The 13396-nt window shown below is 57.3% G+C and carries 17 protein-coding genes; 7 read left to right on the top strand and 10 right to left on the bottom strand.

Annotation, left to right across the window (positions count from 1 at the left end; all coding sequences use genetic code 11):
• The first annotated feature begins 577 nt into the window (after positions 1 to 577).
• Positions 578 to 1111: an REP-associated tyrosine transposase gene (locus tag BLR16_RS23235; protein ID WP_074808954.1), complete on the top strand. Its 534-nt coding sequence runs from the start codon at positions 578 to 580 to the stop codon at positions 1109 to 1111.
• A gap of 114 nt (positions 1112 to 1225) precedes the next feature.
• Here the strand turns inward: BLR16_RS23235 and BLR16_RS23230 are convergent, their stop codons facing one another.
• Entirely contained in the window at positions 1226 to 2014 is a 789-nt protein-coding gene (locus BLR16_RS23230; protein WP_003363262.1) for a dienelactone hydrolase family protein, read from the bottom strand.
• A 173-nt stretch (positions 2015 to 2187) separates the two neighbouring features.
• On the opposite strand from BLR16_RS23230, the gene BLR16_RS23225 reads away from it, so the two are divergent.
• Genes BLR16_RS23225 through BLR16_RS23215 form a run of 3 tightly spaced genes read left to right on the top strand, consistent with a single transcriptional unit; the run spans position 2188 to position 4586 of the window.
• A complete protein-coding gene (locus BLR16_RS23225) occupies positions 2188 to 2538 on the top strand; it encodes a hypothetical protein (protein ID WP_003363261.1) in 351 nt (116 codons plus the stop codon).
• A gap of 27 nt (positions 2539 to 2565) precedes the next feature.
• Positions 2566 to 3243 (top strand): response regulator, encoded by a 678-nt coding sequence (locus BLR16_RS23220; protein ID WP_003407750.1) that lies wholly within the window; start codon positions 2566 to 2568, stop codon positions 3241 to 3243.
• On the top strand, positions 3240 to 4586 hold the full coding sequence (locus BLR16_RS23215; protein ID WP_003434355.1) for an ATP-binding protein: 1347 nt from the start codon (positions 3240 to 3242) through the stop codon (positions 4584 to 4586). The genes BLR16_RS23220 and BLR16_RS23215 overlap by 4 nt, the downstream gene beginning before the upstream one ends.
• Before the next feature lie 102 nt (positions 4587 to 4688).
• On the opposite strand, the gene BLR16_RS23210 is transcribed toward BLR16_RS23215, so the two are convergent.
• The 3 genes from BLR16_RS23210 to BLR16_RS28980 form a co-directional block, all read right to left on the bottom strand.
• Positions 4689 to 5411, bottom strand: a complete 723-nt coding sequence (locus tag BLR16_RS23210; RefSeq protein WP_054080836.1) for a hypothetical protein — start codon at positions 5409 to 5411, stop codon at positions 4689 to 4691.
• Complete coding sequence (locus BLR16_RS28985) at positions 5405 to 5857, bottom strand: hypothetical protein (protein ID WP_230081968.1); 453 nt, start codon at positions 5855 to 5857, stop codon at positions 5405 to 5407. Before BLR16_RS28985 ends, BLR16_RS23210 begins: the two co-directional genes overlap by 7 nt.
• 98 nt (positions 5858 to 5955) lie before the next feature.
• The gene (locus BLR16_RS28980) at positions 5956 to 6429 is read right to left on the bottom strand and encodes a hypothetical protein (RefSeq protein WP_054080838.1); all 474 of its coding nucleotides are present in this window, start codon (positions 6427 to 6429) and stop codon (positions 5956 to 5958) included.
• 685 nt (positions 6430 to 7114) lie between these two features.
• On the opposite strand from BLR16_RS28980, the gene BLR16_RS23200 reads away from it, so the two are divergent.
• Positions 7115 to 8467, top strand: coding sequence for a dicarboxylate/amino acid:cation symporter (locus BLR16_RS23200; protein WP_003363255.1), 1353 nt, complete (start codon positions 7115 to 7117; stop codon positions 8465 to 8467).
• A gap of 65 nt (positions 8468 to 8532) precedes the next feature.
• On the opposite strand, the gene BLR16_RS23195 is transcribed toward BLR16_RS23200, so the two are convergent.
• Positions 8533 to 9027 (bottom strand): SprT family zinc-dependent metalloprotease, encoded by a 495-nt coding sequence (locus BLR16_RS23195; protein ID WP_003434357.1) that lies wholly within the window; start codon positions 9025 to 9027, stop codon positions 8533 to 8535.
• Positions 9028 to 9221: 194 nt separating this feature from the next.
• Between BLR16_RS23195 and ttcA the strand changes: the two genes are divergently transcribed.
• Positions 9222 to 10046 (top strand): tRNA 2-thiocytidine(32) synthetase TtcA, encoded by an 825-nt coding sequence (gene ttcA, locus BLR16_RS23190; RefSeq protein WP_003363253.1) that lies wholly within the window; start codon positions 9222 to 9224, stop codon positions 10044 to 10046.
• Positions 10047 to 10052: 6 nt separating this feature from the next.
• Here the strand turns inward: ttcA and BLR16_RS23185 are convergent, their stop codons facing one another.
• The 3 genes from BLR16_RS23185 to arsC all read right to left on the bottom strand — a co-directional run bounded on the left by BLR16_RS23185 (position 10053) and on the right by arsC (position 11779).
• Positions 10053 to 10724, bottom strand: a complete 672-nt coding sequence (locus BLR16_RS23185) for a DNA-3-methyladenine glycosylase I (RefSeq protein WP_003363252.1) — start codon at positions 10722 to 10724, stop codon at positions 10053 to 10055.
• A gap of 99 nt (positions 10725 to 10823) precedes the next feature.
• Positions 10824 to 11429 (bottom strand): NAD(P)H:quinone oxidoreductase, encoded by a 606-nt coding sequence (gene wrbA / locus BLR16_RS23180; protein WP_003363251.1) that lies wholly within the window; start codon positions 11427 to 11429, stop codon positions 10824 to 10826.
• Positions 11426 to 11779 (bottom strand): arsenate reductase (glutaredoxin), encoded by a 354-nt coding sequence (gene arsC / locus BLR16_RS23175; RefSeq protein ID WP_074808952.1) that lies wholly within the window; start codon positions 11777 to 11779, stop codon positions 11426 to 11428. Before arsC ends, wrbA begins: the two co-directional genes overlap by 4 nt.
• Positions 11780 to 11908: 129 nt before the next feature.
• Here arsC and BLR16_RS23170 point away from each other — a divergent pair, with 129 nt between their 5' ends.
• The gene (locus tag BLR16_RS23170) at positions 11909 to 12376 is read left to right on the top strand and encodes a TlpA disulfide reductase family protein (RefSeq protein WP_003363250.1); all 468 of its coding nucleotides are present in this window, start codon (positions 11909 to 11911) and stop codon (positions 12374 to 12376) included.
• 168 nt (positions 12377 to 12544) lie between these two features.
• Here BLR16_RS23170 and BLR16_RS23165 read toward each other — a convergent pair whose 3' ends face one another.
• Both BLR16_RS23165 and BLR16_RS23160 read right to left on the bottom strand, forming a co-directional pair.
• Positions 12545 to 12952, bottom strand: a complete 408-nt coding sequence (locus BLR16_RS23165) for an META domain-containing protein (RefSeq protein WP_003363249.1) — start codon at positions 12950 to 12952, stop codon at positions 12545 to 12547.
• Positions 12949 to 13386, bottom strand: coding sequence for a hypothetical protein (locus BLR16_RS23160; protein WP_024661367.1), 438 nt, complete (start codon positions 13384 to 13386; stop codon positions 12949 to 12951). The genes BLR16_RS23165 and BLR16_RS23160 overlap by 4 nt, the downstream gene beginning before the upstream one ends.
• Positions 13387 to 13396: the final 10 nt, after the last annotated feature.

Here is a 13396-nt window from a genome sequence, read left to right as displayed (position 1 = left end):
GGGCACTGGTAACATCTGCGTCCTCTTGACGACGCAGAGCGTCGAGAACGGCATTCCCACGCAGGAGCGTGAGGAACGATCACCACAACTATCGTGCGTCGCTCCGCGTCGCATGCCTTTCCGGACGCTCTGCGTCCTCTTGGCGACGCAGAGCGTCGAGAACGGCATTCCCACGCAGGAGCGTGAGGAACGATCACCACAACTATCGTGCGTCGCTCCGCGTCGCATGCCTTTCCGGACGCTCTGCGTCCTCTTGCGACGCAGAGCGTCGAGAACTGCATTCCCACGCTGGAGCGTGAGGAACGATCATCGCAACTATCGTGCGGCACTCCGCGCCGCATGCCTTTCCGGACGCTCTGCGTCCTCTTGCGACGCAGAGCGTCGAGAACTGCATTCCCACGCTGGAGCGTGCGGAACGATCATCGCAACTATCGTGCGTCGCTCCGCGTCGCATGCCTTTCTGGACACTCTGCGTCCTCTTGGCGGTGCATAGCAAAAAACTGGTCACACTTTCATTATTTCCACGTACTCGGTCGGAAGGTACTTTTCACGGCTCTGATGATTCAAGGATGAACACATGGGCCGGAGCAGATACACCATCACCGAACCTGAGAAGCCTCATTTCCTGACGTGCACGGTGGTGGAGTGGTTACCGCTTTTTACCCGGCCTGTTCTGGTAGACATTCTGTTCAACGCCTGGCGCTATCAACAGGCTCATCAGGGACTGCAGCTCTTCGGGTATGTCGTACTGGAAAACCATTTGCACTTCGTGGCCCAAGCGCCCGCCTTGGACAAATGTGTGAGCAGTTTCAAGTCGTTTACGGCTCGACAGATAATCGAAGCACTTGAGAACGCCAACGCCGAGAGCACGCTGGAGCGTCTGCGATTCGTCAAGCGTCTGCGCAAGAGTGACAGGGTGTATCAGGTCTGGCAGGAAGGAGCTCATGCCGAGCTTGTGTGGAGTGAAAAGGTTATGCGGCAGAAGCTCGATTACATTCACCACAACCCGGTAAAGAGAGGCTACGTGGACATCGGTGAGCACTGGAGGTACTCCAGCGCTCGCGATTATGAGGGGCAGCGCGGTTTGATCGATATTCAGCGCTGGTATTGACGCATAGCGTGCGGAGCGATGACCTCAACTATCGTGCGTCGCTCCGCGTCGCATGCCGTTCAGGACGCTCCGCGTCCTCCCCGTTTCGGGCGGACGCGGAGTTTCAGTTATCGCTCAACCAAATATCTTTTTGAAAAACACTTTCATGTCCGCCCAGGAGCTCTCATCGGCAGCCTTGTCGTAGCCGATGTCCGGGCCGCCGTGTTCGCCGTGGCTGAGGCGGTCGGCGTCGGGGTTGGTGAAGCCGTGTTTGGCGCCGTCGATGCTGACGAATTTGTAGTCGGCCTTGGCGTCGTCCATTTCCTTCTTGAACGCGGTGACGTTTTCAGGGGTGACCATGCTGTCCTTGGCGCCGTGCTCGACCAGCATTGGCACCTTGATACCCGGTTTCGCCGGGGTGTTGGTGACCAGTGCGCCGTGGAAACTCACCACGCCCAGCAGCGGCTCATCGCGGCGTGCCGCGTCGAGCACGATCTTGCCGCCGAAGCAGTAACCGATCGCGGCGATCTTTTTCGGATCGGTCTGAGGCTGCTGCTTCAATTGCTCCAGCCCGGCGTCAAAACGCTTGTCTGCGGCATCGCTGTCCTTCAACGCGGCCTGCATGAAGGCCATCGCGTCCTTCGGGTGCTCGGTGTTCTTGCCTTCGCCGTACATATCGATGGCCATTGCGCTGTAACCCAGTGCAGCCAGATCGCGAGCGCGGCGCTTGGCGTAGTCGTTCAGGCCCCACCATTCATGAACCACCAGAACGCCAGGGCGCGGGCCTTTTACCGCGTCGTCGTAAGCGTAATAGCCCACCAGCTTGGTGCCGTCGGCACTTTTATAATCGATCTGCTCGGTCTTGATCGCCGCCTGGGCGAGGCCGGTCAGGCCCATCATGATCATTGCAATCCACACACGCATGGTCAGCTCCTTGTTGATGTTTTGAAGTGGCAAACAACGATAGCCGATTCTGCTGCACAGGGTGCGGATGACTGTTCAGCGCCGGTTCATGCAGTGTTCAGTTGGGGTTCAGCCCGGCGCGATTACTGTTGGCCCATACCTTGACAGCGTCCCCGAGCGCAAAAGGAGTCGATATGTTGAATCTCAACAAGTTTTTCCTGGCCCTGGCTTTCCTGGGCGGCAGTGCTGCGGTGCAGGCGGGTGATGGTCGGCTTGACGTGGCCCGTATCGAGTTCAGCAAGACCAGCGAAAGGCTTGACGATACCAACAGCTGGGGACACGCGCTCGGGGAGCAGGCGCATTCCAACGTCTCGGCGGGGACGCTTTATTCGCCACCGGTTTACGGCAGCCTGACGGGCACTCACAATGGTGCGCCTGTCAGCCGCGAAATCCTGCTGGGCAGCTATGATGTGACACAGCACGTGCCCGTCAGCGCCCGCCTGTTGAGTACTGATGCGACGATGTCGTTTCATTCTTTGTCTTGAGGCTGCGATTGTGCCTGGGAGAGCTGCATGAAGTTGTTGGTAGTTGAGGATGAAGCGCTGCTGCGCCACCACCTGCGAACCCGTCTGACCGAAGCCGGGCATGTGGTGGAAGCGGTGGCCAACGCTGAAGAGGCGTTGTATCAGGTCGCGCAATTCAATCACGACCTGGCGGTGATCGACCTGGGCCTGCCGGGCATCGGCGGCCTGGACCTGATTCGCCAGCTGCGCACATTGGGCAAGGCGTTTCCGATTCTGATTCTGACCGCGCGTGGCAACTGGCAGGACAAGGTCGAAGGCCTGGCTGCCGGTGCTGACGACTACGTGGTCAAACCCTTCCAGTTCGAAGAGCTGGAGGCACGGCTGAATGCCTTGTTACGGCGTTCCAGCGGCTTCATCCAGTCAACCATCACGGCTGGCCCGCTGTTGCTGGACCTCAATCGCAAGCACGCCGCCCTGGCCGAGCAGCCCTTGGCGCTGACGGCCTACGAATACCGTATTCTCGAGTACCTGATGCTCCATCATCAGCAAGTGGTGCCCAAGGAGCGCCTGATGGAGCAGCTGTACCCCGATGACGACGAGCGCGACCCGAACGTGATCGAAGTGTTGGTCGGTCGTCTGCGTCGCAAACTGGACAGCAGCGTGGCCTTCAAACCTATCGAAACCGTGCGCGGCATGGGCTATCTGTTCAATGAGCGCTGTACGTGATTCGTTCGCTTCGCCTGCGCCTGATGCTGGGTGCCGCCACGCTGGCGGTGATCTTCATGCTGCTGATGCTGCCTGCACTGCAGGGGGCGTTCAGCCTGGCGCTGCGCGGAGCGATCGAGCAACGCCTGGCTTCTGATGTAACGACCATGATTTCGGCGGCTCGCGTCGAAAACGACCATCTGTTGATGCCCTCAGTGTTGCCGGGCGAACAATTCAATCTGCCCGGCAGCCGCCTGCTGGGTTACATCTATAACCGCCAGGGGCAGATGGTCTGGCGCTCGTTGTCGACCGAAGGCGAAAACATCGACTACCGCCCGCAATACGACGGGCAGGGCAGCGAGTTCACCAAGATCAAGGAAATCAATGGCGATGAGTATTTCGTCTATGACGTCGAGATCCGGCTGCTCGGCGGGCGCAATGCCGCGTTCAGTATCGTTGCCGTGCAGCCGTTGCGCGGCTATCAGGAAACCATCGACGGTTTGCGCCGCAAGCTCTATCTGGGCTTTGGCGCAGCACTGGCGGTGCTGCTCGGGTTGCTGTGGATGGGCCTGACCTGGGGGCTGCGGGCCTTGCGCGGCTTGAGCCAGGAACTGGATCAAGTGGAAGCCGGTGCGCGCGACAGCCTCAGCGAAGAACACCCCAGCGAACTGCTGCGCCTGACCGATTCGCTCAACCGCCTGTTGCGCAGCGAGCGGGAGCAACGGATCCGTTACCGCGATTCTCTGGATGACTTGGCGCATAGCCTGAAAACCCCGCTGGCGGTCTTGCAGGGCGTAAGCGAGAACATCGCCAAGCGTCCCGAGGATGTCGAGCAGGCGTGGGTGCTGCAATCGCAGATCGAACGCATGAGCCAGCAGATCGGCTATCAACTGCAGCGGGCCAGCCTGCGCAAAAGCGGTCTGGTGCGCCATCACGTGATGTTGCGGCCTGTGGTCGAAAGCCTGTGCAACACGCTGGACAAGGTGTATCGCGACAAACAGGTCAAGGCCACGCTGGACCTCCCCGAGCACTGCCAGGTGCACATGGAGGAGGGCGCGCTGCTGGAAATGCTCGGCAACCTGCTGGAAAACGCCTATCGGCTGTGCCTGAGCGAAGTGCGCGTGAGCTTTACCCGCTCAGCGGACGGCGATGAACTGTGCGTCGAAGACGACGGCCCCGGCGTCCCGCAGAGTCAGCGTGCCCGCATTCTCGAACGCGGCGAACGGCTGGACCGCCAGAACCCCGGGCAAGGCATCGGCCTGGCGGTGGTCAAGGACATCATCGAAAGCTACGGCGCGCAACTGACGCTGGGCGATTCCCCATTGGGTGGCGCGGCGTTCAGGATTCATTTTCTGGCGCAGTGAGGGCAGGAGCGCGTCAAGAATCTCGCCCGACGTTTCAATTTTCTGAAGTAAAGCTCCGCGTTTGTCATCACTGAACCGCTGATAATCATCACCAATTGCGTATCAGTTGCCTGGCTTCTTACGATGGGAAGCCAGCCATTTAAATAGTCGACTTAGCCACCACTTGCTACGTGCTTCGCGAATCTCTTCAATATTTGCGAACGTGTAAGGCGCATTATTTTTTTCTTTCTGCATGAGTACGATCAAACCGCGTATGGCGAATCGGTAATGAAACATCAGATACAGTGTTAGTACTATTGAGGCGAAGCCGACCAAAAGGCCTGTGCTGGCCGCTCCGAACGTTTTGAGAATGATGCTGGAAATCAGTGTGGTCACGCCAGCTATTATTCCGCTTTGTACATTGTAGCTAGTGTGCTCTGTGATGACTCTACCATTGTGGGTCTTGAAAGGAAGTGCTTCATGGTTGAAGCGGCTTTTGACGATTATCAGGAATCCAATCAGCACAAGCAATAAAGGAAGGCACGCCCAGAGCGCTGCAGTGACGGTATCTTGATGGAAATCATTTTTTGATACGGTGTAGGTACTTCCGACGCTTATAATAGTGAATGTTAGCAGTATGACGGCATAAAACTGCGCAGCAAAAGCAGAGAAGCGCTCGTTGACATAAATCAAAAACAGCGTGCGACCCAGAAATACAAAGAGAGAGCCCACTGCAAACCACAGCAGAAAGGGGGATTTGGATGATAGAATAAATATAAAGAAATAAAGTAAAATAGTATTGGCGTAAAGTACTTTTCTTATTGAGCTGGGTTGTGTATCTACCATGCTGCTGCTCTCCACTGCTTTAAACGCTCCGCGATAGATTTGTCCCAGCCGGAGTCTCCCATAAAGTACTGCGCCGCCAATCCGGCTATTAACCCGGCACCAATGATTACTACAAGTGGTGCGCTTGCTCCTATCATGACAGTGGCTATATATCCAGCGCCGAAGGCTGCGAGATTAGTAGGCTGCGTATCTGCGGACTTATCTAAGAACTCCCCCATAGAGCTTGAACTTGTAGCATCCATGTAGGCTTGGGGGCCTACAGCCAAGGCAAATCCTATTATGTTACCACCGATAAGTTTTGGGACTCCTCGGGCTCCTTCCGAATTTAGTCGTGCAGAAGAGTTTAAAGCTTTTGCAGTACCTGTGGTCGGGATATGCACAGCCTGACCCGCATTGGCGCCAAATATTCTATACCTGATCGCTTCTGCTGTTAGAGGTACTTCCAAATGAAGCTTTCCGTTGATTCTAATAATCTTGAATCTGCCTTTGAACTTTTTGTTAACTTTGCTGAAGTTCTCTGAGCCTTTGGTTTTCGCCCAGGCATTTAGTTTTTTTGTAGGCCGGACGGAAGGTCCATTAAGTCCGAAACTTTTTTCGTCTTTGAGGCCGCGGAAATCATTCCGCCTACACTGGCAGCTGTACCAGGTAGGTTACTGGAGGAAAATAATAACGGCCCAACGACTGGAATGCTCATCGCTTCTTTTTGAAGATTCGCTAATGCCTCAGCTGAAATATCCAATCCAGTTCGCAGATTTGCAATAATATCTCTCAAAAAAAGGGCTGATGACTTCGATTCTGTTTCATTCAGATTGGCGTCTGGATCCTTTAGCTCATTGATAAGAATCATTGCAGCGCTGACATCGTCAATAGCGTAGTAGCCACCAAACGTCATGAGCGCAGAGGTTCGCTGAGTCGGCTGCTCGCTGGGAAAGGACTTTTGTCCTTGGCCAAGCAGACCTGCTTGGCTGCTGGGCCCTCGTAACATTGCAGCAGTACGAGGTAAAAGCCTTTCATCCATGTACGTCACTCCTTGTGCTGTGAAATTTATGATTTAAGGATTTCACAAAATCTTGCATCAGTAATTCGAGATCTCGCAGGCGTGATGGCAATTTGCCGTGCGAGTGCGTCAGGATTGGTTTGGCTGACGATATGAACTCCTTTGGGGTTCATAATTACGACATCGCAACACGCATCAAGGGTGCCCCATTTTTTTAAAATAATGAAGAGACTAGGGCGATGATTTTTGAGCGAAAGCGTTTAAGGGTGCGGGATTCAAGGTTAGACAACGGTGTGGGAAGGCCGCTTATTCTGGCGCAGTGACCGCTTAAACCGCTTCGGCCTGCGACATTTTAGTAATGCGCGACATTTGATACGCGTACTCAAACGGGAGTTTGATCAAGCGACGCGCAGAAAGGGCTTCGTCAGGCGGCGGATACCCGCCACTGTGTGCGCATTTTTCCCACCATACGGCGGAAAACCGCCACCTCTCTTGTGGAATCCCTACTACCGTTACCAGTGTGCGCCTTGTATTGCGGGGTTTTGATATCAAAATGATTCTATGGCACGCGTATTGCTACCTACATGGCAGAGGCCTGCCTTGCGCAGCTCGACAAAACAAATCCCTCCAGTGCAGGAGGGTTAGCGCTTTATAGGCTCGCGTGCATCAGGTGAAGATGCCGACGACGCCCTTGAGGAAAACTGCAATGACGACTCGTCAGCCCATCTACAAATCCCTCTATTTTCAGGTAATCGTAGCGATTGTCATCGGTATCCTGATCGGTCACTTCTATCCGGACACCGGCAAGGCGTTAAAACCGCTGGGTGACGGGTTCATCAAACTGATCAAGATGGTCATTGCCCCGATCATCTTCTGTACCGTTGTCAGCGGCATCGCCGGCATGCAGAGCATGAAGTCGGTCGGCAAGACCGGCGGCTACGCGCTGCTGTACTTCGAGATCGTTTCGACCATCGCCCTGCTGATCGGTCTGATCGTGGTCAACGTGGTTCAGCCGGGTGTCGGCATGAACATCGACGTCAGCACGCTCGACGCTTCGAAGATCGCCGCCTACGTCACTGCCGGTCAGGATCAGAGCATCGTCGGCTTTATCCTTAACGTGATTCCGAACACCATCGTCGGCGCGTTTGCCAACGGCGATATCCTGCAAGTGCTGATGTTCTCGGTGATCTTCGGCTTCGCGCTGCATCGCCTGGGTGCCTACGGCAAGCCGGTTCTGGACTTCATCGATCGCTTCGCCCACGTGATGTTCAACATCATCAACATGATCATGAAACTGGCCCCGCTGGGTGCGTTCGGTGCCATGGCCTTCACCATCGGTGCCTATGGTGTCAGCTCGCTGGTGCAGCTGGGTCAGTTGATGATCTGCTTCTACATCACCTGCGTTCTGTTCATCGTGTTTGTACTGGGCGCGATCGCCCGCGCTCACGGCTTCAGCATCTTCAAGCTGATTCGCTACATCCGTGAAGAGCTGTTGATCGTACTGGGTACTTCTTCTTCGGAGTCGGCCCTGCCGCGCATGCTGATCAAGATGGAGCGCCTGGGTGCCAAGAAGTCTGTGGTTGGTCTGGTTATCCCGACGGGCTACTCGTTCAACCTGGACGGTACGTCGATCTACCTGACCATGGCTGCCGTGTTCATCGCTCAGGCGACCAACACGCACATGGACATCACGCACCAGATCACCCTGTTGCTGGTGTTGCTGCTGTCGTCCAAAGGTGCTGCCGGCGTAACCGGTAGCGGCTTCATCGTACTGGCTGCGACCCTGTCGGCTGTAGGCCACCTGCCGGTTGCCGGTCTGGCGCTGATTCTGGGTATCGACCGCTTCATGTCCGAAGCCCGCGCCCTGACCAACCTGGTCGGTAACGCTGTTGCTACCGTTGTGGTTGCCAAGTGGGTCGGCGAGCTGGACACCGACAAGCTGCAGTCCGAGCTGGCTTCCGGTGGCTCTGCCATTCTGGAAACCCGTCCTGAAGACGACCTCGGCGTTGCCGAAGGCCCGACTCCAGCGGCTGCGGTGAACACCACCAAGACCGTCTGATAACCTTCAGACCATAAAAAACCCATCTTCGGATGGGTTTTTTATGCCTGCAGTTTGCCGGAGGATTATTCCGTGCGCGTCTCGCCGCTGAACACCAGAGGCTCGCGGCAGCGACGGCACAGGTAGCGCCGTCCCTTGCGGACCATGCCGTGACGCTGCGCGGTGAACGGAAAGTCGCTGTCGGGGCACGGGCAGCGGTAGATGTAACGGATCACACTGCGCCGTTTGATCGCATAGGTATGGCAGCGATTGGGCGGCAGCTCATAGACGCCGCGCATGATCAATTGCCATTCTTCGCCGTGCGGCTGAATGCTGCCACCGAACAACTGGTGGGCAATCAGGTGCGCGACCTCGTGGGGTACGGTCTGGCGCAGGAAGTCTTCGGCGTTTTCCTTGTAGAGCTGCGGGTTGAAGCGCAACAGGTTTTCATGCAGATGAGCGACACCGGCCTTCTGACCGCGCAACTGGAAACTGACCACCGGGCGTTTGAAGGTGCGCTTGAAGAAGGCTTCGGCTTGTTGGTAACAGGTCTCGACGCGTGAATTGAGTTGTTCGGGCATGCTGTGGGGTTCTCCAGTGCGCCAAGTATGCCGCAATGTGGCTAAGCTCTGAACATGCCAGCCGCCCGGTGGTCATTTTTGATCCAGTGTGGTCGCCTGTCTGAACAGTAAGAGCGCAGCATATTTAACCAATGGTCGGTTACGGGTAAAATGTCCGGCTTTTCTCAAGCTACCGTCAGCGGATATTTCCATACATGGGCACCCTTTCAGTCAATCAGAACAAACTGCAGAAACGTCTGCGTCGGCTGGCCGGCGAAGCGGTTGCCGACTTCAACATGATCGAAGAGGGTGACAAGGTCATGGTCTGCCTGTCCGGCGGCAAGGACAGTTACACCATGCTCGATGTGCTGATGCACTTGCAGAAGGTCGCGCCGATCAAGTTCGACATCGTGGCGGTCAACATGGACCAGAAGCAGCCCGGCTTCCCTGAGCACGTGCTGCCTGCCTACCTGAAAGAACTGGGTATCGAGTACCACATCGTCGAGAAAGACACGTATTCAGTGGTTAAGGAATTGATCCCCGAAGGCAAGACCACCTGCTCGCTGTGTTCACGGCTGCGTCGCGGCACGCTTTACACTTTCGCGGACGAGATCGGTGCCACCAAGATGGCGCTCGGGCACCACCGCGACGACATCGTCGAGACATTCTTTCTCAACATGTTCTTCAATGGCTCATTGAAGGCCATGCCGCCCAAGCTGCGGGCCGATGACGGCCGCAACGTGGTGATTCGTCCGTTGGCGTACTGCCATGAAAAGGACATTCAGGCCTATTCGGATTTCAAACAGTTTCCGATCATCCCGTGCAACCTGTGCGGCTCGCAGGAGAACCTGCAGCGTCAGGTGGTCAAGGAGATGCTGCAGGACTGGGAGCGCAAGACGCCAGGCCGGACGGAGAGCATCTTCCGCGCCCTGCAGAACGTGCAGCCCTCGCAGTTGGCCGACCGCAACCTGTTCGATTTCAGCAACCTGCGCATCGACGAAACCGCTGCGTCGCGGTTCGTCAATGTGGTCAATCTCTGACGGCACTCAGTGGTTGACGGTGAACGCCAGCATGGCTGACAGCTGGCACATCGGCCGACCGCTTTCTGCGTGCCACTGGTTGAAGACGTCCTGCACGATCGCCTGATCGCGTTTGCTGCTTGGTACACGGTCGACGATATCCTGCGCGTTCAGGGCGGCAACCACATCCCAGGTCGGAATGAAGGTGTCCTTGCCGATCATGCGCAGAAAGCGCGGCGCTGAAAGGCCGCCCATCTGGTTACCGTGTTTGGCGATGTACTGCCACAGGCCTGTGATGTTATCGACCGGCCACTCGGCTATGAACTTGCCGAAACTGCCATGCTCCTGCTCGATGTCCAGGATCAGTTGCGCATTGCGTGGCACGCTCTTGAGCTTGCCCAGATGGCGAATGATGCGCGCGTCCTGCATCAGCCGTTCCAGGTGATCGGCGCCCATCAGCACGACTTTCTCCGGGTCGAAGCGAAAGAACACTTCTTCGAACGCTGGCCACTTGGCGTCCACCAGGCTGTGTTTCAGGCCTGCGCGGAAAACCCGCAGGGCCATGGTCGACAGATAGCGGTCGGCGCTGATGGCTTGCAGTTGTTTGGGTGTTTTGGGGGAGGGCAGATGAGCTTCCAGAGCTTTGGCGGAGCCGAATCGATTCAGGCAATACTCGTTCAGCCATTTGTAGTCGTGCATCGGTTCTCCAAAGAAATTCAACAGGCAGGACAAGGGTTCAGACCGACCCTTGCCCTGCAAGTTTACGATTTAACTGAAAGCATCCGGCGCTCTGCCGATTCAGCTGCGCGGCGCGTCCAGTTGCACTGCGGTCTTGGCCAGACGCTGGCCCAGCGCGCGGCACAGGTCGGTTTCATGACGGTCCAGCGCGCGCTTGCCATCGGCACCGGCGTGATGGCTGGGACCGTAGGGCGTGCCACCCCCGGTGGTTTCCAGCAGCGCCGATTCGCTGTAGGGCAGGCCCATGATCAGCATGCCGTGGTGCAGCAGCGGCAGCAGCATCGACATCAACGTGGTTTCCTGACCACCGTGCAGGCTGGCGGTGGAGGTAAAGACGCCAGCGGGTTTGCCGACCAGTGCGCCGGTCAGCCACAGGTTGCTGGTGCCGTCGAGGAAGTATTTCAGCGGCGCGGCCATGTTGCCGAAGCGTGTCGGGCTGCCCAGCGCCAGGCCGGAGCAGTTTTTCAGGTCGTCGAGGGTCGCGTACAGCGCACCGCTTTCCGGAATCTCGGGGGCGGTCGCTTCGCAGTCGGCGGAAACGGCAGGTACGGTGCGCAGCCGTGCTTCCATGCCGCCCAGTTCGATGCCGCGGGCAACCTGCCGGGCCATTTCGCTGGTGGAGCCGTTGCGGCTGTAATAAAGGACCAGAATGTAGGGCGTGCTCACGGCAGCAGCTCCAGAATGTTCTCGGGTGGGCGGCCAATGACAGCCTTGTCGCCAGCGACCAGAATCGGTCGTTCGATCAGTTTGGGGTGAGCGGCCATGGCGGCGATCAGTTGCTCGTCGCTCAGGCTCGGGTCGGCCAGATTGAGTTGCTTGTAATCGTCCTCGCCGGTACGCAGCAGTTGCCGGGCACCGATGCCCAGCTTGCCGAGCAGGTCGCGCACACAGTCGGCGTCGGGCGGGGTTTCCAGGTACAGGACGATGTCCGGCGTCAGGCCGCGGGCCTGAAGCAGTTCCAGCGCGCCGCGGGACTTGCTGCAGCGCGGGTTGTGATACAGCGTCAGATCGGTCATTTGCACGTCGCATCTTGTGTGGGGTGGCGTATTCTAACCAGCGATGGCACTGTCCGACATATCAGATGGTCAATAGTCGTGGCTTGGGTATAAGTAATTGCAGGTTGAACGGGGCGAGGAAACAGGCAAATGGCAAGGCGATTAACAGCAGCGGTAATACTTTTCGGCAGTTTGCTGCTCAGCGGATGTGGCGTGGACCTGGGCACAGATCAGAATGGCCAGAAGGTCGCCAGCGAACGCATCAAAGGGCACTGGCTGGTGGTCAACTACTGGGCCGAATGGTGTGGCCCTTGCCGTACTGAGGTTCCGGAGTTCAATGCATTGTCCGAGCAGCTCAAGGACAAGAAGGTCACCGTGCTGGGGGTCAACTTCGACAACCTGCAGGGCGACGAGCTGAAAAGCGCTGCCAATGCACTGGGCATCAAATTCACCGTGCTCGCCCAGGACCCGGCCGAGCAATATAGCCTGCCGCCCTCCGAGGCATTGCCGGTGACCTACATCATCGACGACAAGGGCAAGATGCGCGAACAACTGCTCGGCGAGCAGTCAGCCGCCACCGTGATCCAGAAGCTCAAGACGTTGCGCGGAGAGGGGTGATCAGATCGGTTCTGGGCGCTCTGCGTCGAAAGAGGACGCGGAGCGTCCAGAACGGCATGCGACGCGGAGCGTCGCACGATAGTGATCGTTCCCTGCGCTCCAGCGTAGGAATGCAGTTCTGGACGCTCTGCGTCGCAAGTTACGCGGAGCTTCGGCACCATAGTTACATCAGCTGTCTTCCAGCCAGAAACGCAATGGCTTGCCCTGCGTTGGCCACAGACGCAACTGCTCGATGGGCGAGATATCCCAGCGCTGCACACTGCTGATCGCCTTGATAAAGCGCTGTTCCTGCTCCATCAACGCCGGCGCGCACATCTTGCGCGTCTTGCCCACCGGACCGAAACTGATGCTGTGATCGTTCAGCGTATAGGGCGCAAACCAGTGGTTGCAGCCCGCATTGCCATACGCACGGCCATCGGCACCCAGCGTCATGGTCAAGCGACTGTTATCGATCAGCGGGCGTTCGCCTATCCACTCCGTTACATAACTGTGATCCTGCTGGATCGGCAGCGTGTCAGCGGTACAACCGGCCAGCAGCGCGCCGCCGATCAGGCTCAGGAGCGCAAACTGTTTCATGCCGCTTTCTCTTGGCACTTCTTGCAGAAATGCTTCTCGCCCTCGGTTTTCCAGCCCAGCTCCGCGATGCGCGCGGTAGCGGCCGGTTTCTGCGCCTTGACGCCCAGTTTGCTCTCTACCATGAACTCGAAGTTCAGTTCGGCGGCGCAGCTGTCGCAATTCACTTTCCACTGATGAATCGCCAACTCGTCGAATACCGGGCCTTTGGCCACCGCAATCCACTGGCCGGGCGGGTTGATCAGGTGCCGGACTTTTTCGACGGTAAGGCGCATGTGCAGGCTTTTGCTGCCTTTGATGGTCACCAATAACTGGTCGTTATCGTGAATCGAGCCGCCGTTGCCGGTGACCTGGTAGCGACCGGGTGCCAGCGTGCGGCATTCGGTCAGCGTGTGCTGGGGGTTGAGCATGCTGTAGCGAAAATCGTGTTCGACCATGGGTCCTCCA

It is taken from the genome of Pseudomonas sp. BS3767, from assembly GCF_900099665.1.
Taxonomy (GTDB): domain Bacteria; phylum Pseudomonadota; class Gammaproteobacteria; order Pseudomonadales; family Pseudomonadaceae; genus Aquipseudomonas; species Aquipseudomonas cerasi.
The sequence above is the reverse complement of the archived record's forward strand: the minus strand, read 5'-3'. Positions and strand labels throughout refer to the sequence as shown.

What these genes read in the sequence shown, in the direction of transcription:
- BLR16_RS23210 (WP_054080836.1), bottom strand. Translation starts at nt 5,411, where the DNA reads ATGGTAGATACACAACCCAGCTCAATAAGAAAAGTACTTTACGCCAAT.
- BLR16_RS23220 (WP_003407750.1), top strand. Translation starts at nt 2,566, where the DNA reads ATGAAGTTGTTGGTAGTTGAGGATGAAGCGCTGCTGCGCCACCACCTG.
- BLR16_RS23230 (WP_003363262.1), bottom strand. Translation starts at nt 2,014, where the DNA reads ATGCGTGTGTGGATTGCAATGATCATGATGGGCCTGACCGGCCTCGCC.
- arsC (WP_074808952.1), bottom strand. Translation starts at nt 11,779, where the DNA reads ATGACCGATCTGACGCTGTATCACAACCCGCGCTGCAGCAAGTCCCGC.
- BLR16_RS23185 (WP_003363252.1), bottom strand. Translation starts at nt 10,724, where the DNA reads ATGCACGACTACAAATGGCTGAACGAGTATTGCCTGAATCGATTCGGC.
- BLR16_RS23160 (WP_024661367.1), bottom strand. Translation starts at nt 13,386, where the DNA reads ATGGTCGAACACGATTTTCGCTACAGCATGCTCAACCCCCAGCACACG.
- BLR16_RS23225 (WP_003363261.1), top strand. Translation starts at nt 2,188, where the DNA reads ATGTTGAATCTCAACAAGTTTTTCCTGGCCCTGGCTTTCCTGGGCGGC.
- BLR16_RS23195 (WP_003434357.1), bottom strand. Translation starts at nt 9,027, where the DNA reads ATGCCCGAACAACTCAATTCACGCGTCGAGACCTGTTACCAACAAGCC.
- ttcA (WP_003363253.1), top strand. Translation starts at nt 9,222, where the DNA reads ATGGGCACCCTTTCAGTCAATCAGAACAAACTGCAGAAACGTCTGCGT.
- BLR16_RS23165 (WP_003363249.1), bottom strand. Translation starts at nt 12,952, where the DNA reads ATGAAACAGTTTGCGCTCCTGAGCCTGATCGGCGGCGCGCTGCTGGCC.
- BLR16_RS23200 (WP_003363255.1), top strand. Translation starts at nt 7,115, where the DNA reads ATGACGACTCGTCAGCCCATCTACAAATCCCTCTATTTTCAGGTAATC.
- BLR16_RS23170 (WP_003363250.1), top strand. Translation starts at nt 11,909, where the DNA reads ATGGCAAGGCGATTAACAGCAGCGGTAATACTTTTCGGCAGTTTGCTG.
- BLR16_RS23235 (WP_074808954.1), top strand. Translation starts at nt 578, where the DNA reads ATGGGCCGGAGCAGATACACCATCACCGAACCTGAGAAGCCTCATTTC.
- BLR16_RS28980 (WP_054080838.1), bottom strand. Translation starts at nt 6,429, where the DNA reads ATGGATGAAAGGCTTTTACCTCGTACTGCTGCAATGTTACGAGGGCCC.